The following is a 26,364-nucleotide window of genomic DNA, read 5'->3' on the forward strand; positions in this document are numbered from 1 at the left end:
GCCGTGCGGCAGCAGATGAGGGGGGCGTTCCCGCCGGTTAGCCGGTCGGCCACCGCGAGAACGCGAGCAGAGGGTAGAGGGCAGAGGAGCGGCAGTGAGCCACGAGCTCGTCGACGGCAGATTCCGCATCGTGCGCGTCATCGGCAGGGGCAACATGGGGGAAGTCCATCAGGCCGAGGACCTGCACGCTCCTGAGGGTTCGCCCGAGCGCAAGGTCGCCGTGAAGACGATCCTTCGCCGCCGCACCGGAATCCGGATCGACACCAGCGGCGACACCAAAGCTGTGGAGCGCTTCGCCCGCGAAGTGGGCATCATGCGGCACCTGGATCACCATCCCAACCTCACCCGGCTCATCGAGGGCGGCATCGCTGCGGACTGCGACGGTCTGCCGTACCTGGCGATGGAGTACCTGGACGGCAGCTCGCTGCGCGATCTCATCGATGAGGAGCCGCAGCTCCCCGTCTCCTGGGTCGCCGCCGTCGGAGCGCAGGTCGCCGCTGGCCTCGCCGCCGCGCACGCCCAGGGCGTGGTTCACCGGGACCTGAAGCCCTCCAACGTCATGATCACGAGGGGCGGCACCGTTAAGGTGCTCGACTTCGGCATGGGCAGCATCGTCGACGACTCGGACCAGACCCGCCTGACCAGTACGGGCGTCAGCGTGGGCACCGCCCGGTACATGGCTCCGGAGCAGTGCCAGGCCAAGCAGGTGACTCAGGCCGCCGACCTGTACGCGCTGGGCTGCATCCTCTACGAGATGCTGGTCGGCGTCCCTCCGTTCACCAGCGAATCGGCGTACGAGCTGGCGGAGCGCCATGTCCACCAGGAACCGAGCCCGGTCCGCGCGATCCGCGCGGAGATTCCCCCTGAGCTGGCCCGTCTCGTGGACCGGCTGCTCGCCAAGAAGCCTGCCGACCGCCCGGCCGACGCTGTGGCCGTACGGGATGCGCTCCTTCCGCTTGCCCTACCGTCTGGGGACGGCTCCCTGGTTCCCACCTGGAGCCACCTGGACCCCACACTCCCCCTGCGGGAGGAGCCCCCGGCGCCGACCGCTCCCCAGGAGCAACCGCCCGCTCTGGTGACGTCCTCCGGCAACGCCATGGACGTCTTCGGCGTCCACCAGGCACTCATCCGCGACTACCGCTCCTTCACCGAGGGCGGCACCGTCATCCGCGACGAGCGCGTCAAGGCGTACGTCGAAAAGGATCTCGACGACAAGTCTCAGTGGCCCAACCCCTGGCTGTCGCTAAACCCGTTCTTCCAGGGCGGCGGCACGGTAGTGGAACTCGCTCAGCAGAAGGTGCTGCACCCGGAATGCGCCCGCATCTTCCAGGCGAAGAAGACGGAGGGCGGCACCGTCTGCGACGGCCGGCCCCTGCTCCTCCACCAGCACCAGCGTGACGCCATCGACGCCGCCGCCTCCGGAGCGTCGTACGTCCTGACGACCGGCACAGGATCCGGCAAGTCGCTCTCCTACATCGTCCCGATCGTCGACAAGGTGCTGCGCCAGCGCGACGCCGAGGGCCCGAACGCGGCGAAGCGGGTGCGGGCGATCATCGTGTATCCGATGAACGCGCTCGCCAACAGTCAGCTGCGCGAGCTGGAGAAGTACCTGCGCGACGGCTACGGCACCGGCCGTGAGCCGGTCACCTTCGCCCGCTACACGGGTCAGGAGGACGACGCCAAGCGCAAGGAGATCCGCGACAACCCGCCGGACATCCTGCTCACCAACTACGTCATGCTTGAGCTGATGCTGACCCGCCCGGCCGACCGGGCGAGCCTGATCAGGATGGCCCAGGGCCTGGAGTTCCTCGTCTTCGACGAACTGCACACCTACCGCGGCCGCCAGGGCGCCGACGTGGCCCTGCTGATCCGCCGTGTCCGGGAGGCCTGCCGGACGGAGAACCTTCAGTGCATCGGCACGTCGGCCACGATGTCGACCGAGGGCACGCTGGAGGACCAGCGACGCGTGGTCGCCGATGTGGCGAGCAAGCTGTTCGGGACGACGGTCCAGCCCGAGCACGTCATCGGTGAGACCCTGGTCCGCGCGACCGACGAGGCGCCCGACACCGTGCCGGCCGAACGCCTCACCTCACCCGCTCCGCGCGCCTACGACGACCTGGTGCGCGACCCGCTGGCCCGCTGGATCGAGGACCGGTTCGGACTGGTCGAGGACGAGACCACCGGCAGTCTCGTACGCCGGCCGCCGACACAGATCGAGGTCGCCGCGGACGAGTTGCACGAGAGCTCCGGCGTCGACGAGGAACTGTGCGCGCAGGCGATCCGTGACACCCTTGAGGCCGGCTCGCAGGCACTCAACCCCCGCAACGAACGTCCCATGTTCGCGTTCCGCCTGCACCAGTTTCTCTCCAAGGGCGACACCGTCTACGTCACCCTGGAGCACAAGTCCTCCCGCCACCTCACCCGTTCCTACCAGCTCGAACAGCCGGGCAGCGGCGGCAAGTTGCTGATGCCGCTCGCCTTCTGCCGGGAGTGCGGGCAGGAGTACCTGACGGTTTGGCGCACGGAGAAGGACGGCGAGGTGCGCTACGAAGCCCGCCGTGACACCTCGGCGACCGGTGGCCGACAAGGAGACGGCTATCTGTACGTGGACCACGAGCGCGAGTGGCCGTCCAATGTGCAGTACGCGGTCGACGACCGCCGACTGCCCGAGTCCTGGCTGGAGTTGGACGACAAGGGCCAGGAGGTCGTCAAGCGCGCGTACCGCGACCGCGTTCCGAAGGCCGTCACCGTCGACCCGTTCGGCCACGAGGGCCGGGGCGAGCTGAAGGCCGCGTTCATCCCCTCCCCCTTCCTGTTCTGCCTGCACTGCGGTGTGGCCTACGAGCAGACACGCGGCCGCGACTTCGCCAAGCTGGCCACGCTGGACCAGGAGGGCCGTTCCTCCGCGACCTCACTGGTCTCGGCGTCGATCGTGCGCTCCCTGAAGTCGGTGCCGGAGGAGGCCCTGGACAAGGAGGCGCGCAAGCTCCTCACCTTCGTCGACAACCGGCAGGACGCGTCCCTCCAGGCGGGTCACTTCAACGACTTCGTGCAGATCACCCAGCTGCGCGGAGCGCTGTACCGGGCGGCCCTGGACGCCGGCGAGGACGGCCTGCACCACGAGGAGCTCGCCTCCGCCGTGACCAACGCGCTCGCCGTCTCCCCCGTCGACTACACCGGCGAGGCCGACCTGCCCCCGTCGCTGGCGCGCAACGCCGCCCGAACGCTGCGGGATGTGGTCGCCTTCCGGCTCTACCTCGACCTGGAACGCGGCTGGCGCATCACCATGCCCAACCTGGAGCAGACCGGACTGCTGGAGATCGACTACGAGGACCTGGACTGGGTCGCCGCCAAGCAGGACCGCTGGGAAGGCACCCACCAGGCGCTGCGGGACGCCGACCCGGCGCTGCGGGCGGAGGTGATGAAGGCGCTGCTGGACGAGATGCGACGCTCGCTCGCCATCGACGTGTCGTACTTCCGCGACGACACCTTCGACTCCCTTCAGCGGGCCAGCGAGGAACGGCTCGTGGACCCGTGGATCCTGTCCTCCGCCGACAAGCCCCGCGTCGGCACCGCCTACCCGCATCCCTCCCGGCCGGGCATGGACCGCTCCAGCCTGTTCCTGTCGGCACGCGGCAAATATGGCAAGTACCTGCGACGGGCCGACCGCACCTTCCGTGACCTCGACCAGGACGACCTCCAGCTGATCATCACGGAGCTGCTGAAGGTGCTAACCAAGGCGGGCCTGGTGAAGGAGGTGGAGGCGGCGCCGCAGCGGGCCGGCCGCTTCCGCAGGACGGCGTCGACCACCACGACCGGATATCGAGTGGCCGCCCAGTCGCTGGTGTGGCGCGCCGGCAAGGGCGAGTCGGGCGCGCACGACCCGCTGACCCGCACCTACCAGAGCGGCGACGGTCCGCGCATCAACACGTTCTTCCTCAAGCTGTACCGGGAGACGGCCGATGCCCTGGCCGGCCTGTATGCCCGCGAACACACCGCGCAGGTGTCTCCGGAGGACCGTGAGGCGCGTGAAGAGGCCTTCCGCAAGGCGGAGTTGAAGCTGCTGTACTGCTCCCCCACCATGGAGCTGGGCGTCGACATCTCCTCGCTCAACGCGGTGATGATGCGCAATGTGCCGCCCACCCCCGCGAACTACGCCCAGCGTTCGGGTCGCGCGGGCCGCAGCGGCCAGCCCGCCCTCGTGACGACGTACTGCGCGACCGGCAACAGCCACGACCAGTACTACTTCCGTCGCTCCGAGCGCATGGTGGCGGGCGCGGTCGCCCCGCCCCGCCTGGACCTCGCCAACGAGGATCTGGTCCTCTCGCACCTCCAGGGCATCTGGATCGCCGAGGCGGGGCTGCGCCTGGGGCGCTCCATCCCGGAGGTGCTGGATGTGTCGTACCCGGACACGGGCGACCGCCCCGATCCGGCCCTGCACCTGCTGCCCGACATCCGGGACGCGGCGTACGACGAGGGTGCCCAGCGGCGCACGGTCGACGCGGCCCTGCGTGTCCTCGGCCCGCTGTTCAGGGAGTTCGCCGAGACGACGTGGTGGCACGACGACTGGATCGACGACAAGGTCCGCACCGTCGCCGAGCGCTTCAACCGCGCCTTCGACCGCTGGCGCGGCCTGTTCCGCGCCGCGCTCGACGACCAGTACGTCCAGAACAAGCGGCGCCTGGACTACAGCCTCACCGAGAGCGACCGCAACCGCGCCAACGCCCGCCGCCGTGAGGCGGAGACACAGCTCAACCTGCTGATGAACGAGAGCGTGGACAGCAAGTCGGTCCTCTCCGACTTCAACCCGTACCGCTACCTGGCCTCCGAGGGCTTCCTGCCCGGCTACAGCTTCCCCCGCCTGCCGCTCGCCGCGTACATCCCGACGATCGGCCGCCGCCGGGGCGACGGCGACTACCTCCAGCGCCCCCGCTTCCTCGCCATCCGCGAGTTCGGTCCCGGCGCGCTCATCTACCACGAGGGCGCCCGCTACCAGGTGACCCGCATCCAGCTGCCCCCGGACTCCTCCGGCGAGCTGACCACGGGCGAGGCCCGCCGCTGCGAGAACTGCGGCTATCACCACGAGCCCAAGGACCGCGAGGACCGCTGCGGTTTCTGCAACGAGACGCTGGGCGCGGCGACCTACGGCCTGCTGCACCTGCACACCGTCTACACCACCCGCCGTGAGCGGATCTCCTCGGACGAGGAGGAGCGGCGCCGGGCCGGCTTCCGGCTGGAGACGTCGTACCGCTTCCACGACCACGGTGCCCGCAAGGGCCGCCTCAACGCGAAGATCACCGATTCCGCGGGCGGGCAGCTCGCCGAGATCGCGTACGGCGACTCCGCGACCGTCCGCATCACCAACACCGGCCGGGTCCGCGCCCGTACGGATGAGCCGCCGGGCTACTGGCTGGACCTGGCTGACGGCCGCTGGATGAACGACAGGGACGCGGCCGAGGCCTCCGGCGACTCCAGCGAGCTCCCGCTGGTCGACTCGGACGGCAACGAGCGGCGCCGCAAGAAGCGCGTCATCCCGTTCGTCGAGGACCGCCGCAACATCCTGGTCGTCACTCTCGACGAGGCGCTGCCCGAGCCGATCGCGCTCACCCTGATGTACGCGCTGGAGCGGGGCATCGAGGCCGAGTTCGAGCTGGAGGACGCCGAGCTGTCCAGCGAGCTGCTGCCGCCGGACGAGGGGCCGAGGCGCCGCATCCTGTTCATGGAGGCAGCGGAGGGCGGCGCGGGCGTACTGCGCCGCCTCCAGGCGGAGGACGACGCCCTCGCCAAGGCGGCCCGCCGCGCCCTGGAGATCTGCCACTTCTCGCGGGACGGCAAGGACGAGGGCGGCGAGGAGCACCGCCCGGGACGCGCCTGCGCGCTCGGCTGCTACGACTGCCTGCTCACCTACGGCAATCAGCTCGACCACGCCCAGATCAACCGGCACACGGTGGCCGGGCTGCTGGTGCGGTTTGCGTCGGCGTCGGCGAGCCGCGAGTCACGCGGCGAGTCCCGCTCCGAACAGTTCCGGCGCCTGCTCGCCGAGTCGGACCCGGCGCCTGGCCCCACCCCGCTGGAGGAGTCCGCCGCCGAGCTGGCCGCGAAGGGCGACTTCCTGGGCTGGGTCAAGGCGTGCGGGCTGCGCCTCCCGGACGAGAAGGACGTCCTCCTGACGGAGGCGAACGCGGCACCGGACTTCGTGTACCGGCTGCCGGGCGCCAATGTCGCCGTGTTCGTCGACGGACCCGGCACGGAGCAGAGCGCCCTGCGGGACGCCGACGCGGAGGAGCGGCTGTTCGACGCCACCTGGGACGTCGTCCGCTTCCCGCACGGCGCCGACTGGGCCGCCATCGCCGCCACCCACACCCGCTATTTCGGCTCCCCGGCCGCAGGCCACTGACGGATCACCAAGAGGATTTGACGATCACCATGGCATTCACGTTCTCCGCCGGATCCCTGGTCAAGGCCCGTGGCCGCGAGTGGGTCGTACTCCCCGAGAGCGAGCCCGACCTGCTGGTGCTGCGCCCGCTGGGCGGCTCGGACGACGACATCGCGGCGGTGTTCCCCTTCGAGCCGGTCGAGGAGGCCCGTTTCGCGCCGCCCGAGCCGACCGACCTCGGCGACCAGCGGGCCGCGGGCCTGCTGCGCACGGCGCTGCGAGTGGGCTTCCGCTCGGGCGCGGGCCCGTTCCGCTCGCTGGCCAGCATCGCGGTGGAGCCGCGCGCGTACCAACTCGTACCGCTGCTGATGGCCCTGCGCCAGAAGACGGTCCGCATGCTCATCTCGGACGACGTGGGTATCGGCAAGACGGTCGAGGCGGGCCTGATCGCGAGCGAACTGCTGGCGCAGGGCGAGGCGACGGGTCTGGCGGTCCTGTGCTCCCCCGCGCTGGCCGAACAGTGGCAGCAGGAACTGCGCAGCAAGTTCGGCATCGACGCTGAGCTGGTGCTGGCGTCGACGGTGTCGCGGCTGGAGCGCGGCCTGGATCTGGGGCAGTCGCTGTTCGACAAGCACCCTAACGTGATCGTGTCCACGGACTTCATCAAGTCCCCGCGCCACCGGGACGACTTCGTTCGTCACTGCCCCGACCTGGTGATCGTGGACGAGGCGCACACCTGCGTGACCGCCGACGACACCTCCGCGAGCGCCCAGAGCCAGCTGCGTCACGAGCTGCTGCGCCGCGTGGCGGAGGACGCCGACCGCCACCTGCTGCTGGTCACTGCGACCCCGCACAGCGGCAAGGAGTCGGCGTTCCGGAACCTGCTCGGGCTGGTCAAGCATGAGCTGGCGCATGTGAACCTGGAGTCGGAGGCGGGCAGGAAGCTGCTGGCCCAGCACTTCGTGGCACGCAAGCGGGCGGACGTAAGGCAGTACCTGACGAAGGAGGACGGCCTGGCGGACGACTCCCTCACGGAGCGCACGGCCTTCCCGTCGGACCGCTACTTCAAGGACGAGACGTACAAGCTGTCCCCCGAGTACCGGGCGCTGCTGGACGACGCGATCGCCTACGCGAGTGAGCGGGTCGAGGAGGCGGGCGGCCAGGGCAAGCGGGAGGCCCGTATCGCCTGGTGGTCGGCGATCGCGCTGCTGCGCTCGCTGGTGTCGTCGCCTAGGGCTGCGGCGCAGACTCTGACGACGCGTTCGGCGGCGGCGATCGCGGCGAGCGCGGAGGAGGCCGACAAGCTGGGTGCCCCGCTGAACAGTGACGCGGCGGACAGCGACGCCATGGAGGGCATGGACGTGGCGCCGGGCGCGGAGACGGACGAAGGTTCCGCGAAGTCCCGGCTGGCCGAACTGGCCGAACGTGCCGCGCAGTTGGAAGGCCCGGAGAAGGACCTCAAGCTGAAGGCGCTCATCAAGCACCTCAAGGCGCTGCTGGCTGACGGCTACAACCCGATCGTCTTCTGCCGCTACATCCCGACGGCGAAGTACCTGGCCGAGCAGTTGGCGAACGACCCGGAGAAGAAGAAGCGCGGTCCGCTGGGCGCGAAGACGGTCGTGAAGGCGGTCACGGGTGAGCTGTCTCCGCAGCAGCGCATCGAGCGGATCGAGGAGCTGGCGGCGGAGGCCGGCGAGGACGCGGCGGCCCGCCGGGTCCTGATCGCCACGGACTGCCTGTCGGAAGGTGTGAACCTCCAGCACTACTTCGACGCCGTGGTCCACTACGACCTGGCCTGGAACCCGACCCGCCACGACCAGCGCGAGGGCCGCGTCGACCGCTACGGCCAGCGCCGCGACGAGGTACGGGTCATCACGCTCTACGGCGACGACAACGGCATCGACGGCAAGGTCCTGGAGGTGCTGATCAAGAAGCACCGCCAGATCAAGAAGGACCTGGGCATCTCGGTGTCCGTCCCGGACGAGCTCTCCACGGGCGTGACGGACGCGATCGTGGAGTGGCTGCTGATGCGCGGCCGCGAGGACCAGGACGCACTGTTCAGCGCGGACGCGTTCAAGGTGAGCAAGGAGAAGCTGGAGAACGACTGGAACTCGGCGGCGGAGCGCGAGCGCACCTCCCGCTCCCGTTTCGCACAGCGCTCGATCCACCCGGAGGAGGTGGCCCGCGAGGTCGCCTCGATCCGGGAGGCACTGGGCGGGGCGGGCGAGATCCGGACGTTCGTACGGGAGTCTCTGGGCGCGCTCGGTGCCGTGCTCCGGGGCGAGGGCGAGGACTTCACGGCGCAGGTCGGCGGCACGCCAGCGGGCCTGCGGGACGCGCTCGCGTCGACCGTGGGCGCGGACGTGATCGAGAAGGACCGCGCGATCCCGTTCCGGACCGATCCGGCGGTGGCACGCGGTGAGGCAGCCCTGGTGCGCACGGACCCGGTCGTGGGCGCGCTCGCGTCCCACGTCCTGAACGCCGCCCTGGACACCCAGGCGGAGGGCGCCCGCCCGGCCCGCCGCTGCGGTGTGATCACGACGGACGCGGTGAGTACGCGAACGACGTTGCTGCTGGTCCGCTACCGCTTCCACCTCACCCTGCCCTCCCGGCACGGCGAGCGCCAGCTGGTGGCGGAGGACGCCCGGCTGCTGGCGTTCGAGGGCGCACCGAGGAACGCGGTGTGGCTGCCGCAGGAGCGGGCGGCCGAACTGCTGGACGCGACGGCCTCGGAGAACACGGACCCGCACTTCGGCGAGCGGACGATGGCCCGCATTCTCGGACAGCTGACCGATGTGGACGAGCATCTGAAGGCGTACGGCGAGGAGCTGGCCGCCGAACTGGACGCCGCCCACCGCCGGGTGCGCGCCGCGTCCGGCGAGATCGTCCGCGGCTTGTCGGTCACGGCCCAGAAGGAAGCCGACATCCTCGGCGCCTACGTCTACCTCCCCGCCACCACCTCTGTTCCCGCTGGAGCGTCCGCCTGATGTCCGCCACCACCCGCAACCAGGTGTTCACCGCCATCCACACGGTCGGGGGGCTGCTGCCGGCCGACATGCTCCTGAGAATCTCGGAGGGCAAGGATGTCCCGGGCTCCAAGCCCGCCGACTACGGCCTGCCCTCCTCGCGCTCGGTACGGGACGAGGCGGAACGCGGCTGGGAGTACCTCAAGCCGCTGTGGCGGGAGCTGCGCCGACGGCTGCCGGAGAACCGGGAGACGGGCGTGCCCGCCGCCGACCCGACCGGCATCGCCGACTCCGACTGGCTCACTCCCTTGTGGCGCGAGCTGGGCTTTGGCCGGCTGACGCAGGTCGGCGCGACCGGCATCCCCGCCGACTCCGACCCGGAGAAGAAGTTCCCGGTCTCCCACCGCTGGCAACACACGCTGATCCACCAGACGCCATGGAACACCGACCTGGACCGCCGCCCCGGCGGCGCGGGCACGGTGCCGCCGCAGTCGATGCTCCAGGAGTGCCTGAACCGCACGGAGGCCCACCTGTGGGGCGTCCTGACGAACGGGCGGCAGGTGCGGCTGCTGCGGGACTCCAGCGCGCTCGCCACGGCGTCGTACGTCGAGTTCGACCTCGAGGCGATCTTCGACGGCGAACTCTTCAGCGAGTTCGTGCTGCTGTACCGGCTGCTGCACGCCTCGCGGTTCGAGGTGGCGGAGGGGGCGCCGCCGTCCACGTGCTGGCTGGAGGCCTGGCGCACGGCGGCCATCGAGTCCGGCACACGCGCCCTGGAGCACTACCGGGACGGCGTGCAGCAGGCCCTGGCCGCGCTCGGCACGGGTTTCCTGCGCCACCCGGACAACACGGCCCTGCGGGAGAATCTGGACCCGTCGGCACTCCAATCGGCGCTGCTGCGCCTGGTCTACCGGCTGATCTTCCTCTTCGTGGCCGAGGACCGCGACGCCCTGCTGTCACCGGAAGCCGACGAGCAGGCCCGCGCCCGCTACCACCGCTACTTCTCGACAGCCCGACTGCGTGAGCGGGCCCAGCGCAGGCAGGGCACCGCGCACAGCGACCAGTACGAGGCGCTACGGCTCGTCCTCACCGCGCTCGGCGACGAACAGGGCCGGCCGGAACTGGGCCTCCCCGGACTCGGCGGCCTGTTCAACACGACGGACGCGGACGCACCGCTGCACGGGGCTCGCATCTCGAACCGGTACTTCCTGGAGGCGGTACGCCACCTCGCGCGCGTCCGCGACTCCGGACGCTGGCGCCCCGCCGACTACCGTCACATGGGCGCCGAGGAGCTGGGCTCGGTGTACGAGGCGCTGCTGGAGCTGGTGCCGAAGCACAGCGCGGCGAACCGCTCGTTCGAGCTGGTCGACCGGGCAGGCAACGACCGCAAGAAGACGGGCAGTTACTACACCCCGTCCGCCCTGACGGAGACGCTCCTCGACTCCACGCTCGACCCGGTGATAGACGCAGCTGTGGCGCGAGGCGAGGAGCGGGCCCGGTCGGAGGGCCGCCAGGACCCCGCCGACACGATCGTCGAGGAACTGCTGTCCCTGACGATCTGCGACCCGGCCTGCGGCTCCGGCCACTTCCTCGTGGCGTCCGCCCGTCGGATCGCCAAGCGGGTCGCGTCGGTACGGGAGCGCAATCCCGAGCCGACGGTTGACGCGGTGCGGCATGCCATGCACGAGGTTGTCGCCCGGTGTGTCTACGGCGTGGACCTCAACCCCATGGCGGTGGAGCTGGCCAAGGTGTCGTTGTGGCTGGAGGCCATGGAACCCGGCCGCCCGCTCGGCTTCCTCGACGCCCACATCAAGCACGGCAACGGCCTCATCGGCGCCACGCCTGCGCTGATGAAGGACGGCATCCCCAGCCGGGCGTTCAAGAAGACAGAGGGGGACGACGAGGCGTACGCAAAGAGGCTGTTCGCCGAGAACGAGCAGCAGCGCGCCGGGCAGGGCCTCCTGTTTGAGGCGGAGGAGCGCGAGCCGAACGTCGCCAATACCGCGTTCGCGACAAGCCTCCGCCGCATCACCTCCGCGCCGGCGCGCACTCTGGCGCAGGTGCGCCGCAAGGAGGAGGCGTTCAAGGCGTGGTCGACGTCCGCGGAGTATCTGCGGGCGCTGCACCTGGCTGACGCCTGGTGTGCCGCGTTCGTGTGGGTGAAGCGGGAGGATGCGCCGCCGGCCATCACGCACCGGGTGTTCCGGGGCCTGGAGGATCCCGAGGGTGACGCGGCTCCGCAGTCGACGCACGACGAGATCGTGCGCCTGCGGGAGCAGTACGCGTTCTTCCACTGGCACCTGGAGTTTCCTGAGGTGTTCAGCGTGCCGGAGGAGCACGCGGACGGGGTGGACCCGACCACCGGGTGGGCGGGCGGGTTCTCGTGCGTGGTGGGCAACCCGCCGTGGGACAAGGTCGACTTCGAGGACAAGAAGTACTTCAGCGTCGTCGACCCGGAGATCGCCGCGATCTCGGGTACGGCTCGGCGGACGCGGATCGCGGAGTGGGAGCGGGAGCACCCTGTGGAGGGGGCGCGGTATCGGGAGGCACGCCGGACTGTTAAGGGGACGTTCCATTTCGCGGGGGACTCGGAGGTCTTTCCGCTGTGCGCGAAGGGGTTGACGGTCAAGGGCGTCAACTCGCTTCAGACAGATACCTTGTTCGCCGAGCGCATGTCGAGCGTGGTGGCGCCGGAGGGGCGGTTCGGCGTCATTCTGCCTACGGCCATTGCGACGGGGGCGGGCTCACAGCACCTCTTCTCGGACTTCACACGCCGGGCGGCGCTGGTTTCTCTGTACGACTTCGAGAACCGGCGTCCTAAGAGCCCTGCGCTGCCGAAGGGTGGAAAGTGGTTCGAGAGCGTGCACTCCAGCTACAAGTTCTGCCTGATCTCGCTCACTGGTCGGGCGGTACGGGAGCCTGCCGCGCGCTTCGGCTTCTTCCTCGCCGAGATCACCGACCTCGACAATCCGGAGCGCGTGTTCGCTCTGAGCCCCAAGGACCTCGCCCTCATCAACCCCAACACGGGCACGCTTCCGGTGTTCCGGACCCGCCGGGACGCGGAGCTGACGGCGGGGATCTACCACCGGATGCCGGTGCTGTGGGACGAGAGGCGCCGGGGTGGCAATCCGTGGGGCATGAGTTTCAAAAACCTATGCAACATGACCGACGACTCTGACCTCTTCCGTACACGTGAGCAGCTGGAGAACGCTGGCTGGCGAGCGGAAGGCAACGTCTTCCTGCGGTACGGGGAGCGGATGCTTCCGCTGTACGAGGGCAAGATGGCCCACCTCTTCGATCACCGTTGGAACTCCTACACCGGGACGGGCAACGAGGACCGCCGCCGGTTCGAGTCCACCGAGAAGCAGGACCCTGCAGTCTGCGCCGACCCTCGCTACTGGATCGCGGAGCGCGGGCCGATCACCACCATCCGCAAGGGCAACGAGGTCGAGGAACGCGGTGTCGCCGAGCGCCTCGACGAGGTGGCCTGGGACCACGACTGGCTGCTCGGGTGGCGCGACATCTGCCGTACCACTGATGAGCGCACCGCCATCCCGGCCTTCCTCCCCCGGGTTGCCGTCGGCCACACGTACCCCCTGATGCTGCCCCGCGTGTCCCCACCTCTGGTGGCCGCCCTGGTGGCCACCCAGTCCTCCCTGGTCTTCGACTTCGTCAGCCGCCAGAAGATCAGCGACGCCCACATGAAACTGTTCGTGTGGAAGCAACTCCCCGTCCCCACCCCCACCACCCTCGAACCCCACCTCCCCTTCCTCCTCCCCCGCGTCCTCGAACTCGTCTACACGGCATACGACATGACCCCCCTCGCCCGCGACCTGGGCGACGAGGGCGAGCCGTTCCGCTGGGACGAGGCGCGGCGGGCGCAGCTGCGGGCCGAGTTGGACGCGTACTTCTTCCACCTGTACGGCATCTCTGCGGAGGACACCGACTACATCCTGGAGACTTTCCAGTCGGAGTCGGGCGGCCTGAAGAACAACGAGATCGCCAAGTTCGGCGAGTACCGCACCAAGCGACTCGTCCTCACCGAGTACGCCCGCATGGCCGACGCCGGCCTGACCCTGGAGAAGCCCCTCATCGACGGCGAGACCTACACCTCTCCCCTCACCCCACCCCCAGGCCACGGCCCCCGGCACGAAGGAATCGGAGAGTGACGAGTCCGCCGCCGGCCGGCGGGGCGGGGCAGCCGATGTCGGGGACGCGGGCCGAAGCGGTCGCACGGGAGCGGGAGCGGCTGCGGGCACTCAGGGAGCGCCGGGAGGCCCTGAGCGCGGACGCGGGAGTCGACGGATTCACCATACGCAGGTGGCGGAAGGTGGGGGTGTTCGGAGCCCAGGCGGTATTACAGGCCCACGCTCTGCTCCAACAACTCGCCTCCCTCGCGCGGGACGCGACGCACGACGCCCTGGCCGACGCCCTGCGCGACGAACCGGACGACCGGCTGCTGCCCGCGGTGCGGACCGTCCTCGAGCGGGCCAACCCCGCCATCGCCGCCGCGACGCTTACGGCGATCCACGCCGGCGGCTTCCTGTGGATGTCGGAGTTCGGGGAGCAACGGCTCACCGCCCTAACAGCGGGCGACGACGCGCTCGTCGTCTCCGGGAGCGAGGACCCTTCCGGGGCCTTCGCCCTTCTCACGGCTTTCGCGACGGACGGTACGGCCACCTTCCCGCCTCGCATGCTGCCGCGTGTGCTTCCCTGGATACCACTGAGCGTCCTCGACGACCTCATCGACGCCGAGGTAGTTGGCCCTGAGCACCAGCCCTGGCAGTACCGGACTGACGAGGCGAGGCACGCGTACCTCAAAGCCCGTCTGGTTCCTGACCAGGTAACTGCCGAGCAGGCAGCTGCGCTGGAGTGGACGACCTGGCAGCGGCGGAACGCGTTTCTCGCCGGAGGCGAGCCGCTGCCCTCGGTCGGCGACGTCTACGACCTCTTGGAACTAGTCGCCGACGGCGATGCCTCGGTGGTGAAGGAGCTCGAAAGGGAGCTGCCCCGCGATCTGGTGCTCCGGCTGCGCCGGATCCTGGGCGGGGTTAATGTCGGCAACTGGGACCGGGATATATGGGAAGACAGGGGATTGTGGCGGCTCATTTTCTCTCTCTGGGAGCCCAAGGCAGCCGTCAACCCGTCACGGTCGCCCATGCACGCGCTCATGGCCCTGCGTCAGGCCTACGCCCTGCTGTGCCTGAACGACCTCGCCCGTGCGTCGTCCCAGATAGACAAGCTGGTGTCGTTCGAGACCGCTGACCCGGCCTATCGGGCCGAGGCCCTCAACTTCCATGCGTACACGCTGCTGCTCCGAGACGAACTGAACGCGGCGGCCATCGTCCTGAAGGGGATAAGCAGATCGAACGAGCTGGCCGAGTCCAACCTCCGCATGGTCGAGCAGCGTCGGGCCGTTCCCCGTAACGACAGACTGGCAGCGTCCAACCCCTATCTGGACCTCGGGCTGCCGCACGGCGCGCCGAGCTGGGAAACCCGGTACCGAGACCTCCGCCGGGAGCATATGCACGACGTGGACATGAGCGCACGGCTCAACAGCGCGATGAAACGCATCAGGGACGCCGAGCGCGACGAGGACTGGTCCGGCTTCTTCGTGCTACCACTCGACCCGGACGTGTTCGAGCTTCCGGACGAGGTGCCGGTCACGCTGGTCCCGCCCCTGGCTCCGCTGACCAGGCGAACGACGCCTCACTCCCCCGAAAGTCTGGCGCTCGTGCGGCAGCGGGCGGTGGCCGATCTGCTGCCTCACCTGCTCAACGCGCCCCGGCGCCCCGATCGCAACTCAAGGATGCACACACAGTGAAGAAGGTGCCCCGTAGCCAGCGGAAGACCACAGTGGCCCCCAAGCGGGTCACCCCCAAGGGGAACAACGGCCTGAAACATCGTCGGGAGAAGCGGCGGGCGGCGGCCGATGTCCCCAAGGACTCCCCGCTCACCTACCGTCCCGACGAACTACTCAGCCCTCCCATGTTGCTTTCCCGTTTCGCCGAGCGGGCGACCGATCTCATGGCCGCTCTCCCCGAGGATGCACAACCCACGCAGGCAGCTGTGACAGCTGCCTTGCGGCAGGCCGTTCTGGAGGCGTTTCGCTCCAGGGAGGAGTACGTGGCCCGGATGGTCGAGGTCGATCTGCTCGCCGGCGCGCCCAACCAGAGTGCCCGTTCGCTTCGGAAGGGCATCCGTACCGCATTGCTGGACCAAGGTGTGCGGTGCGTGGACTCACCCGACGGCGAAAGCGAGCTCTTCGTGGTGGTGGAAGGCGAGGGTAAGGCGTTCGAAGTGCTGCGCCCGGCCTACGTGGACCAGGCCACCGGCAAGTTGGTGCTCTCCGGGCAACTGCGCCGCCTACCCGGGCCCGACGGAGGAGACCACTCTGCCGTGGACGACGAGGCAACGGACGGGGAGGGCATGTGACCGCCACCGGAATCGATTTCGGCACCACCAACTCCGTGGTGGCCCAGTGGCTGGGCACCGACGCCGACGTGCTGCTGGACGCCCACCATATCGACGCCGACTGGCGCCATCCCGGCTTCGAGTACCTCTTCCCGTCTGTGGTGGGCATGAGTTCGCTGCGTCGGGGGGCATTGTTCGGCTGGGAGGCCAAGCTCCGCTCCGAGGAGGCGGCCGAGGCATGCAAGCGACTTCTCAAGAGCGATGAGTACGTCACGATCCACGGCCGCAGATTCGCGGCCACGACGGTGGCCGCCAGTGTTTTCCAGGCCATGCGGAAGGGTGCGGAGCATAACCTCACCGCCATCGACCAGGCTGTGATCACCGTGCCCGCCAACGCCACGGGTGCCGCGCGCTATCGCACGCGGGTCGCTGCGCAGTTCGCGGGCATCGACGCCCTGGCGCTGCTCAACGAGCCTACGGCAGCCGCGATCTCATACGCGCACGATCTACGACATGACCTACATGAGCTACGGAAGGACCCCACCATTCTGGTCTTCGACTGGGGTGGCGGCACGATCGACGTCACCGTGCTCGACTACCAGGACGGGTTCTTCGAGGAGCTTGCGTCACGGGGTGTGACCGAGCTCGGCGGTCTGGAGATCGATCGCCGTCTGCGTAACCTCGTCCTCGAACGGGCTCCGGCGCGATCGGCGTGGACGCCCGCGCAGGAGCGGCAGTTCGGGTTGGACGTGGAGCGCAGCAAGATCCGCCTTTCCTCCGAAGACTCCGTCACCATCAGGACTCCGGACGGTGACACCATCGAGGTGTGGCAGGAGGAGCTGGAGGACGCCATCACCGACCTGGTGGACCGAGCTCTCGCACCGGTCCAGCAGTGCCTCACCGACCTGCACATGGCGCCCCTGGACGTGGACGCGGTGCTGATGATCGGGGGCACCAGCCAGATCCCGAGCGTGCGGGCTGCGGTCGCCGAGGTCATGCAGCAGCAGCCGGTCGGGGTCGACCTGTGCGATCCCATGACCGCGGTCGCCCGCGGCGCCTCCATCGCGGCAGCTGTGCTGTCGGGAGAGGTGGACGGCGTGATCCAGGTGGCGACCAGCCATGCCCTGGGTACGGTCGTCACAGACGACACCGGGCAGCGAAAGTTCAGCCAGATCATTCCGCGCAACTCACCGCTGCCGTGGAAGGAGCGCAAGAACTACACGCCGCGCCGGGACAATGCCCGCAGTCTCGCGGTGGAGATCTGGGAGGGAGACCCGGAGCGGCCCCTGGATCACCCCGACAACGTGCAGCTGACAGACCTCCGACTCACCTATCAGGAACCCCGGGCTCGTGAGGACTCCCGGTTCCTGCTGGAGTACACGTACGACACGAACGGGCTCCTGCACGTCAAGGCGACCCTTGAACGCACCGGCGAAGAGGTGCTGAACGAGGAGATCAAGAGTTTCAGCTCTGGTGGTCCAACGCCAGAAGTACGCAAGGAGCTTGAGGGTCTACTCGCGGGCAACACAGTCACCAGGCCACTGCCGACGCAGGCCAGGAAAAAGCCAGCGCCGGGTTCGGCGCCTGCGGTGCTCGTGGTGGACGGCTCCAACCTGGCGTGGATCGGCAGATCGCCTCGGCAACCCGGTGTATACGGCAGCGATGACCGGCCGTCGTACACCCAACTGCTTTCCGCCCGCGACGCCCTGGCATCGCGGTATCCCGACGCCGTACTCCACGTGGTCGTCGACGCGACTTTCAGGCACAAGGTCGCGGAAGAAGAACGCGCGGCAGTGGACTCGGCGCTCAGCAAAGGAGACCTCATCCAGCCTCCGGCTGGAACCGAAGGCAAGGGTGACGCGCTTGTCACGGCGATCGCGGAGGACACTCACGGAACTGTCGTCACAAACGACAACTACGTCGAGTTGCACAGCAGATATCCATGGCTGCGGGACAAGGAGCGAGTGCTCGGGGTCACGTTGTCACAAGGCATGTGGGTTTTCACACCGCGCACCTGCGTACCACCTCGCCATCGGGTCGTACGAGCGGAGCTGCCTCAGCAGTCCCGAGCCCTGACTCCTCCGAGCCCGTACCCACTCGCCGAGTTCAGGTACCACCGCCCCCACGAGGAGTAGCGGGCAACATTACGAGCCTTCCGTCGGCCGTCGGCGATACTGCACCAAGGTACTGATCCAGGCCTCGAACGACATGATGGCTGCCCCGGCCACGCCCCCAAACACCCCGCCTGACAGTTACTGAATCTCACCGCGTGATGTCGCCGACTGCAGGGCCCGCTGACCTGTAGCGATTGTCGGCCATCAGGCGACACCACACGAAGATCCTCAGTAACCTCAAAGACAGGAGCGCCCGAGACCGTGAGCGACCGGCGTGACCCGCAGCAGCCCGATCGGCTTCCCTCGGACTACGAGCTTGAGGCATGGCGTGCCATCCAGGAGTTCAAGGGCCGCCCGCTGTCGCGAACCATCCAGAACGCCGGCGAGGCCGTGGGCAACGGCGTCGCGGAACTCGGCAAGCGCGCGTCGAAGCAGCTGGAGAAGCGCCCGCGTGCCAGGGCGGCGGTCTCGCGGGGACAGGATTTCGTCGCCAAGGGGGCTCAGAAGGTGGGCGCCGGGGCGCGGAGTGCTGCCGAGGTGATGCCGGATTGGGGCGGCGCAGCGGTGAACTCCATACGAAGGGCCGTGGGACGCGTCTCGCGGGCCGGGCTCTCCCCCGAGCGGGTGGTGGCGCGCCATCAGAAGCACGGGCACGAGGTCGAGTCGCTGCGTGACGTGCGGCGCCTCGACTTGAAGCAGGTCGACGCGGTCCGGGGGCGGGCGGCGAGCTGGTACTTCCCGGCCGCCGCCGCACTCTCCGGGGCGACCACAGGAATCGTGATCTCCGGAGGACAACTTGCCATCGCCGCCTCCGCCGGCGCAGCGGCGGCGCCGTCGGGAGGCGCGATCGCAGGCGCGTTCGTCGCCGACACCGCGGCCGTCCTCGGGCTCGCTTCCCGCGCGGTCGGCCAGGTCTCGCTGTTCTACGGCTACGACCCCGAACAGCCCGCCGAGAAGCTCTTCGTGATGTCGGTCGTCAACGTGGGGACGGCGAGTTCGGCGACCGCCAAGAACGCCGCGATGGCCGACATCTCACGGCTCACCCAGGCCCTGTTCCGCGGCAAGCCGTGGAAGGTCCTGAACGACTCGCTCGTCACCACGGTGTCCCAGCAGTTCGCGAAGGCCTTCGGATTCCGCCTCACGAAGAAGAGTCTCGGCAAGGCCGTGCCCCTGGTCGGGGTCGCGGTGGGAAGCACCCTCAACTGGACCACGATGGAGGGAATCGTCGACGCTGCCGAGATGGCGTACCGACGACGATTCCTTTTGGAGAAGTATCCGCATCTCGCCGACGAAGAGGAATCCGGCTGGATCACCGCCCCCGACGCGGACGTCCCTGACGACGCCGACGAGGAGATCAGCGTGTTGAGTGAGATCGTTCTTGCGGGCGGACCCGACCTCCACTCGTCCGGTGACCCGGCGGCCGAAGAGACCATGTGACCGCCGGGAAGATGCGGTTCAGATTTCCGCCGCGAACTCCACGAAACGCGACCAGCCCTCCCGGCCGACCGCGAAGTCGGGGCGGGTGACGTCCTTGGAGTCGCGTACATGGACGGCCTGCTCGGTCACAGCGACCTCGACGCAGCTGTCACCCTGGCTGCCGCTGTAGCTGGACTTGAACCAGGCCAGTTCCGTCGTGCTCATACCTCTCCTCGGAGTCGCTCCAGCAGCCCCCGCGAGTCCTTGGCATTGAGGGCCTGCGAGCGCAGTGTGTCATAGCGCTGGCAGAGCAGGCTCACCTCTTTCACGTCGGAGATCAGGCGGCCGTTCTGCTGCCCCTCGGAGTACGCGAGCCGCACCCCCTTCGGAGTCTCCAGCAGGCGCACAGGCCCATCCAGACAGGCATGCAACCCCGCCTCCAACGGCACGATCTGAAGCGTCACATTGCGGGGCGCGCTGAGTTCCAGCACGTGGTCGAACAACCCCCGCATCTGCTCCGCGCTCCCGAATTGCCGCCGGAAGACGTGCTCCTCGACGATGAAGCTGAACGGCGTGGTCGGCCTCTCGAACAGCATCCTCTGCCGCTCCATCCGCCTGACCATGAAGTCCTCCAGCTGGTCGTCCGGCGCCACGGGTACGGTCCCCTCGAACACCGCCCGCGCATACGCCTCCGACTGCAAAAGCCCCGGCACCAGCCTGCACTCATACGTGCACAGACTCACCGCCACCTTCTCCAACTGGGCCCACCGCCGGAACCAGACCGCCAGCCCCGCCTCCCCTCGGCTCAGAAACCGAGCCGACCTCCTCAATGCCCCCGTGTTCCCGGTCGCCTCCTCCGCCCGCTCCACGAAGGACTCGTCCGGCATCCGCCTCCCCAACTCCACCGACTCCACCGTGTGTTGGAGAACCGCACCAACTCCCCGAACTCGACCCTGCTGAACCCCGCGTGCTCACGCAGGGCCTGGACGACGGCCCCGAAGGTCCGCAGACTGTCCGAGGGGTCGGGCTCCCGTTCCGGCTCCGCCTCGCAGACCGCCCCCAGGTCGTCGTTCTCGCTCGCACCGTGCGCCATCCGCGGCCACCTCCAGGTACGTACCCAACCGTGCGGCATCCCCGCGTTCGACAACACCCAGCGTGACGGCATGACCTCCGTACCATCCACCGATTGTGCCCATACGCTGACACACCGTACGGACCGAGCTCCTGGATCAGCGCCCCGCGCGCCCGCCACGGTGGCCCCATGAACAGCCCCCCACCCCACATCACCGCTGCGGTAAGGACGTTCGCCCAGCTGCTGTCCTCCACCCGCCGCGGCGCCCGCCTGGCCCGACTGCTCGCCACTACTCAGCTTCACGTCTGGGACGTGTCACCGACCGTCACCGAACGCGCCGAGCAGTTCGTCGCCGAACTCGCCGCGAACGCGGCCCTGCACGGCCGGGTCCGAGGGCGTGACTTCCGCCTCGCCCTCACTCTCGACGCCACGGTCGGCACGCTCCGCATCGCGGTCAGTGACGCCCGCGGTGACCAGATCCCCGTACCCGCCACGACGGCCCGGCCGGAGGAGGCCGAGTCCGGTCGCGGCCTCCTCATGGTCACCGCGCTCGCCGACCGCTGGGCACAGAGCCGTACCCACCCAGCGGCAAGACCGTCTGGGCTGAGTGCGACTGCCGACCCGCCGCCCCGGAAGGCGACGCGCACACCACCACGAAAACCGAGAAGGCATAAGTCCGTTGACATAGCTAACACACTCATGCCATCCTTCAGCTGTCCACATCTCCTTCATCGTTCCGGCCGTTCGCGCGCACCTCACCGAGCCGCCCGCCCCCAGCCGTATTCGGAGACAGGCATGTACCTCGAACGACTTCATCTGCGCGGCTTCCGGTCCGCGGCAGACACCACGGTCTCCTTCCGGCCGGGCGTCACCGTCCTGGTGGGCGAGAACAACGCGGGCAAGTCCAACGTGATGGACGCGATCCGGCTTCTCACTCTCCCCCTCGACGGCAAGGGAAGCGGCCTGTACCCCGATCGCGACGACCTTCACCGCGACGGCTGCGAGGACGGTGCCCACACCGAGGAATGCCGTACGACATTCGAGCTGTCCGCCCGTTACCGGTCCAATGTCCCGGGCGATCTCGACATGTTCAGCCAGGCATTCGACGAGGACGACCAGACCGCGAGCTACCACCTCACCGTCACGCCACCGCCTACCGGCTTCCGGCGTGCCGCGATGTCCTGGCGGGCGGGTGACGGCGCGACCACCGACCTCGACCCCGAGCCGAGGGCCCGCGAGAGGATCCGGCACCTCTACCTCCCGCCGCTGCGTGATGCGCAACGGGAACTCGCCTCGAGCAGCGGCGGGCGCATCCAGCTCGTCGTCGAGAGGCTGCTGCGCGACGACGAAGCACGGGAGAAGTTCCTCCAGAAGGTCGGCGAGCAGTTCGAGGCCGTCGAGGCGATCGATCCTCTTCCGCAGGCGATCGCCGCCGTACGCACCCGGCTCACCCGGCTCACGGAGGGCGCACATCCCCAGACGGCCGACCTCGGGTTCGCGGACGCGTCCGTCAGCTCGATCGCGCGAGGGCTGCGGCTCCGCATGGAGCAGGCCGGCCTCGATCCGCGAGACCTCGCCGAATCGGGCCTCGGCTACGCGAACCTGCTGTTCATGGCCGCCGTCCTCACCCAGCTCCAGGACGCCGCCGAGGCCGACCTGACCCTGTTGCTGGTCGAGGAGCCCGAAGCCCATCTGCATCCGCAGCTCCAGACCATCCTCCTCCACCACCTCGCGGAGGAGGCCCGCGCGAGTCACGAGCGACAGCCGGAGCCTGGAAGCCCCTGGCTCGGCAGAGTCCAGGTGATCGTCACCACGCACTCCCCCCATGTGGCCACGGCGGTCGATCCCAGGAACCTGGTCGTGCTTCAGCGCCGCCCGTGGCGCCCCCGGCCGGCCACCGACAGCGCGGCGACGGCCGCCCCCGAGGCCGCGGCGCCGTCCCGGCCGTCGTACCAGACCACAGCGGTCGCCGTGCACCGTCTGGGGCTGGACAAGCGCGATCATTACAAGATCCGCAGCTATCTCAACGCGACACGCAGCACACTCCTGTTCGGACAGCGGGTCCTCCTGGTGGAGGGCATAGCCGAGGCCATCCTGCTGCCCGAGTTCGCCCGCCTCACCCTCGCCGACGAGTGCCTCCAGCGGTTCCACGGAACGGCACTCGTCCCGATCGACGGCGTCGACTTCGAGCCGTACCTGCGCGTCCTGCTGCACCGGGACAGCGAGAGCGGGCAGCGGATCGCTCGGCGCGTGGCCGTGATCACCGACGGAGACACCGGCTCCGCCAATGTGGAGGCCGCACAGACCCGGATCCGTAAGCTCAGCGCGCTCATCGCCGCGTCGGGAGCACGCGACATCGCCCGCGTCTTCCACAACGAGTTCACCCTGGAGCCCGAGATCCTCCGGGCCGGCGGGCCCAACCGGAGCCTGCTCATGAAGGCTTGGCAGGAGCAGCGTCCCAAGGGGTGGGCCGACGACTGGAAGACCGTGGGAGAGGGCTCCCCCGACGAACAGGCGAAGGCGCTGAGCGAGCTGTTGAAGGACAAGAACAAGATCCGCAAGGGAGATCTCGCCCAGGCGCTCCTCGCCGAAGCCGCCGCACGACCGGCCGAGGCGCCTGCACTGGCCGTCCCGGACTACCTGCGCGACGCCCTGGCCTGGATCACTGAGGCGACGGCCCGATGACGCACCCCGATCTTCCGAGGCTGGGAGACATCATCGCCCTACGCGCTGAGGCCGAAGCCGCCCAGCGTGCCCTCGTGGACCTGGACACCGTCGCGGGGCGTGTGGTGAGCGCGCAGGCCTGTCCGGGCGCGGGCAAGACCCGGACCGTCGTGGAACGCCACCTCGGACGACCCCTGCCACCCCGGCAGGGACGAGCCGTTCTCTCCTTCACCAAGGTGGCCGGCGCCGAGGTTCGCAAGCGGTGTATGCAGGCGGGGCATCCGGAGCTGACTCAATTCCCGCACTACATCGGCACGTTCGACACCTTCGTCTGGCGTCATTTGGTACGGCCGTATGTGCGACCGGTCAACGGAAGGACCTGGCATCGGCTCGAATCATGGAGCGATCACCCCAAGGCCCGGCGCGAGGGTGTGACCCTGGACGACTTCCGCTTCGAGTACGCCGACACGGGCACGGTACGCATCATGAGGCCCAGGCTCAGGCCCGGCCGTCTGCCCCGCAGGCTTCACCGCGACACGAACGCGGCGGCGCGTCTGACGGCATGGGCGAGCGGTGCCATGCGGGAGCTGTGGGAGGCGGGATACCTGTCCGGCGACCAGCTCCGCGACATGGCCCTGTACCTGCTGACCAAGAGCGACCGCCGTGACCGCATCGCCAGGGTGCTGAGCACACGGTTCGCCGAGATCGTCATCGACGAGGCTCAGGACTGCTCGTACGAGGATCTGCGGCTCGTCGACCTGATCCGTGAGGCCGGTGTGCCCCTGCTGCTCGTCGGCGATCCCGACCAGAGCATCTACGGCTTCCGCGACAACCGCCGGCTGCCGGGCGGCAACCGGCCCACGCCGGCCCTCGCCGCGGCGCCGGACCACCGGTTGAGGCACAACTGGCGCAGTACGCAGATCATCTGCGACCTCGCCCACACCGTACGCACCTCTGACGCGCCACGCGACATCGCGACCGGCCGCTACCACGCCGAGGCGACTCCGGTCGTACTCATCCCCACCACTGGTCGCAGAGAAGCGGAATGGATCGGCGACTTCGGCCGGGAGGCGGGACTGCTCGACATACCCGCGCAGCAGCGGCTGGTGGTCGCTCACGCCAACTCCGTCCTGCCCAAAGGGATGACCGGAACCCGGGACGTGCCGACGGCCAGGCTCGACCGTCTCGTCTGGGCGACGGCCGTGCTGCGTTCACCGGGTGCGTCGACCCGGCGGCAGGAGCTGGCCGGAAGGGCGCTGCGTGAGGCCGTACTGGACCACTGGTACGGAGAACCACCCGACGCACCGGAACCGGTCGGCCTCGCCCGCCACCGCCTCACCGAACTCGAACTGCGGTTGGTCCAGCAGTCGTTGGTCAGGAAGCTCCCGCCCCTGAGCACCCCGGCACGTGACTGGAGCCGTGCGGCGTGCAGAGCGCTCCAGGAGGAGGCAAGGCGGCTCGGCATCGAGCCGAAGACCCAGCGCGCCTATCCGAGCAGGCGCGGCGAGGCCGCGGCCTGGGAACTGGTGGGATTCGGCGATCCCGACTCCGCCCGGACCGCTGTCGGCCGGGCCGGTACGGTGCACGGGGTCAAGGGCCAGGAAGCCGATGCTGTCCTGGTCGTCGTCCCGCCCGTCGGCAGGGGCAAGGAATCCCACCGCTCGGACCGGCTGATCGAGGCATGGACGACGGGAAGCGGGCCGGGGGACGACCCCGAGACGGCCGAGGCGCTGCGGGTGCTGTACGTCGCGATCACACGAGCCCGCCGACTCGTCGCGCTCGCACTGAGCGACAGCCATCTGCCCGCCGTGAGGTCCCTTCTCCTCGAACGAGGCATCCCGTACCGCGCCCTTCACGACAAGAGCGGCGAACAGATCATGCTGCCGCCGGTGCACACCGGCACCGGGCGACCGCCTACCCTCGACCGAGCATCCTGATCGCACCGGACGACTCCCCGTCCTCTCTCGAAAGGAGCACGTCCTCTTGCCCTTTCCACCTGCTGACGTTGTGGCCTCCTTCGGCAGACATCTGCATTTCCAGACCCTGGAGCGAGCCCTGTGCGAGCGCCATCCCGAGCTGGCCGACCGAGTCCGTTTCGACGATACGGACGGGCGGATGCTGCTGAAGGTAGCGGTGAACGACAGGCAATCGGTGGGCCTGGCCAACGTCCGCATGGGGCACGCGATCGTCTGGGCGATCATCGACCCGGAGCTGAACAGCGAGCCTTCCGTCTGGCCGGTCCACACACCCGACGAGGTGCTGGTGGACGCCCTGCACGCCGTGGCCTCGGCCTACCTTGCGGGCCGGCCCGTCGCCTCACCGTGGCGCTGGCACGAGAGTAACCCCTCAGAGGCGACCGAGCTGGCCGACCTCCTGGACGCCCATGGCGTACAGGTGCTGCGGGTGGCCGCGAGCAACCGGTACTTCCCCTACGGTCCGCGGCACGCGCCGAAGCTCGACGTGGTGGCCGGCGGGCGGGCCGAAGCGATCGTGGAAGCCGCGCTCCCCGACGCCTTCGCCCGTGTGTCGCTCAAGCCCAGCCTTGGCTGGACGGTGGACGTGCACAGCTCTGCCTGGGACGGCTGGAGCCGTATCGACCTCGGCTGGTGTCTACGCGGCCGGTCCTCTCCCGTACCGGGCATGCCCCGTGCGAAGGTCTCGGTGCCCGAGATCGCGGAGTTGCTGTGCCGAGGTCCGCAGGCCTGGGACGCCGAGCCGGCGTGGCAGCCTGCGCGGCCCGACGTGCCACTCCGCGCAGCAACGTTGTCGGCACACCAGGAACCGCTGTTCGCGGAGCCTGTCGAAGAGGAGACCGTACCCGTCTGGTTCGCGGGGCTCCGCGAACTCTGGGACGCCGGCGAGGATCCGGCGCGTCAGGGCGATACCGCGTCTCTCAGCGCGTCAGAGGTTGCGGAAGCGGTCCTTGAACAGCTCACCGACTTGGGCTTCGCGGACCTCCGGGAAGGAGACACCGACAGCCCCGTCGAGTCGGACACGTTCCACATCGTCTGGCACAGCGGCCGTAAGTCCCTGTCGACCTCGGACGTTGAGAAGTTGAACGGCCGCGCCGCGGCGGCCGGCGAGGAGGTCCCCAAGCGACTGATCGTGATCACCGGGACCGGTCTCACACGTCCTGCCGCCGACTTCGCCGATCAGGCCAAGGCGTTCGCCTTCTACCTGGATCGCACAACCGGTGAGTTGTCGTCCGAGAACACCCGCGCTTATGAGGCTCTTCTGCCCCGCAAGGATCCGGTCCGTCGCGAGTTGGAGCCCTGGTGAGCCGTCCGTTGTCAGTGGTGGCCTCTATCGTTTCCGGTGAACGCGATGTGCAGGTGGGGGGAA

11 protein-coding genes and 2 pseudogenes are annotated in these 26,364 nt (G+C 69.1%); 11 read left to right on the forward strand and 2 right to left on the reverse strand.

Annotated features, from left to right (window positions below):
- Window positions 1-94: 94 nt before the first annotated feature.
- The 7 genes from Srubr_RS17895 (at window position 95) to Srubr_RS17925 (ending at window position 19,307) form a co-directional block, all read left to right on the forward strand.
- Window positions 95-6,397, forward strand: coding sequence for a protein kinase domain-containing protein (locus tag Srubr_RS17895; protein WP_189989653.1), 6,303 nt, complete (start codon window positions 95-97; stop codon window positions 6,395-6,397).
- Window positions 6,398-6,426: 29 nt separating this feature from the next.
- Window positions 6,427-9,363 (forward strand): helicase-related protein, encoded by a 2,937-nt coding sequence (locus Srubr_RS17900; RefSeq protein ID WP_189989654.1) that lies wholly within the window; start codon window positions 6,427-6,429, stop codon window positions 9,361-9,363.
- Window positions 9,363-13,511: an Eco57I restriction-modification methylase domain-containing protein gene (locus Srubr_RS17905; protein ID WP_189989656.1), complete on the forward strand. Its 4,149-nt coding sequence runs from the start codon at window positions 9,363-9,365 to the stop codon at window positions 13,509-13,511. The genes Srubr_RS17900 and Srubr_RS17905 overlap by 1 nt, the downstream gene beginning before the upstream one ends.
- A 167-nt stretch (window positions 13,512-13,678) precedes the next feature.
- Complete coding sequence (locus Srubr_RS17910; RefSeq protein WP_189989658.1) at window positions 13,679-15,166, forward strand: hypothetical protein; 1,488 nt, start codon at window positions 13,679-13,681, stop codon at window positions 15,164-15,166.
- Window positions 15,163-15,777, forward strand: a complete 615-nt coding sequence (locus Srubr_RS17915; RefSeq protein ID WP_189989660.1) for a hypothetical protein — start codon at window positions 15,163-15,165, stop codon at window positions 15,775-15,777. The genes Srubr_RS17910 and Srubr_RS17915 overlap by 4 nt, the downstream gene beginning before the upstream one ends.
- Window positions 15,774-17,891, forward strand: a complete 2,118-nt coding sequence (locus Srubr_RS17920; protein ID WP_189989662.1) for an Hsp70 family protein — start codon at window positions 15,774-15,776, stop codon at window positions 17,889-17,891. The genes Srubr_RS17915 and Srubr_RS17920 overlap by 4 nt, the downstream gene beginning before the upstream one ends.
- 240 nt (window positions 17,892-18,131) lie before the next feature.
- Complete coding sequence (locus tag Srubr_RS17925) at window positions 18,132-19,307, forward strand: EcsC family protein (RefSeq protein WP_189989664.1); 1,176 nt, start codon at window positions 18,132-18,134, stop codon at window positions 19,305-19,307.
- A gap of 18 nt (window positions 19,308-19,325) precedes the next feature.
- Here Srubr_RS17925 and Srubr_RS17930 read toward each other — a convergent pair whose 3' ends face one another.
- Window positions 19,326-19,511, reverse strand: coding sequence for a DUF397 domain-containing protein (locus tag Srubr_RS17930; RefSeq protein WP_189989666.1), 186 nt, complete (start codon window positions 19,509-19,511; stop codon window positions 19,326-19,328).
- Window positions 19,508-20,379, reverse strand: a pseudogene (locus Srubr_RS17935) (helix-turn-helix domain-containing protein). Before Srubr_RS17935 ends, Srubr_RS17930 begins: the two are co-directional and overlap by 4 nt.
- A 168-nt stretch (window positions 20,380-20,547) precedes the next feature.
- On the opposite strand from Srubr_RS17935, the pseudogene Srubr_RS17940 reads away from it, so the two are divergent.
- The 4 genes and pseudogenes from Srubr_RS17940 to Srubr_RS40810 all read left to right on the forward strand — a co-directional run bounded on the left by Srubr_RS17940 (window position 20,548) and on the right by Srubr_RS40810 (window position 26,301).
- Window positions 20,548-21,032: pseudogene (locus Srubr_RS17940) on the forward strand (ATP-binding protein).
- A gap of 121 nt (window positions 21,033-21,153) precedes the next feature.
- On the forward strand, window positions 21,154-23,043 hold the full coding sequence (locus tag Srubr_RS17945) for an ATP-dependent nuclease (RefSeq protein WP_189989668.1): 1,890 nt from the start codon (window positions 21,154-21,156) through the stop codon (window positions 23,041-23,043).
- A gap of 74 nt (window positions 23,044-23,117) precedes the next feature.
- Window positions 23,118-24,959 (forward strand): UvrD-helicase domain-containing protein, encoded by a 1,842-nt coding sequence (locus Srubr_RS17950; RefSeq protein WP_189989670.1) that lies wholly within the window; start codon window positions 23,118-23,120, stop codon window positions 24,957-24,959.
- Window positions 24,960-25,029: 70 nt separating this feature from the next.
- On the forward strand, window positions 25,030-26,301 hold the full coding sequence (locus Srubr_RS40810; protein WP_229926408.1) for a hypothetical protein: 1,272 nt from the start codon (window positions 25,030-25,032) through the stop codon (window positions 26,299-26,301).
- Window positions 26,302-26,364 lie beyond the last annotated feature (63 nt).

Source organism: Streptomyces rubradiris, from assembly GCF_016860525.1.
GTDB classification, from domain to species: domain Bacteria; phylum Actinomycetota; class Actinomycetes; order Streptomycetales; family Streptomycetaceae; genus Streptomyces; species Streptomyces rubradiris.

What these genes read in the sequence shown, in the direction of transcription:
- Srubr_RS17900 (WP_189989654.1), top strand. Translation starts at nt 6,427, where the DNA reads ATGGCATTCACGTTCTCCGCCGGATCCCTGGTCAAGGCCCGTGGCCGC.
- Srubr_RS17905 (WP_189989656.1), top strand. Translation starts at nt 9,363, where the DNA reads ATGTCCGCCACCACCCGCAACCAGGTGTTCACCGCCATCCACACGGTC.
- Srubr_RS17930 (WP_189989666.1), bottom strand. Translation starts at nt 19,511, where the DNA reads ATGAGCACGACGGAACTGGCCTGGTTCAAGTCCAGCTACAGCGGCAGC.
- Srubr_RS17945 (WP_189989668.1), top strand. Translation starts at nt 21,154, where the DNA reads ATGTACCTCGAACGACTTCATCTGCGCGGCTTCCGGTCCGCGGCAGAC.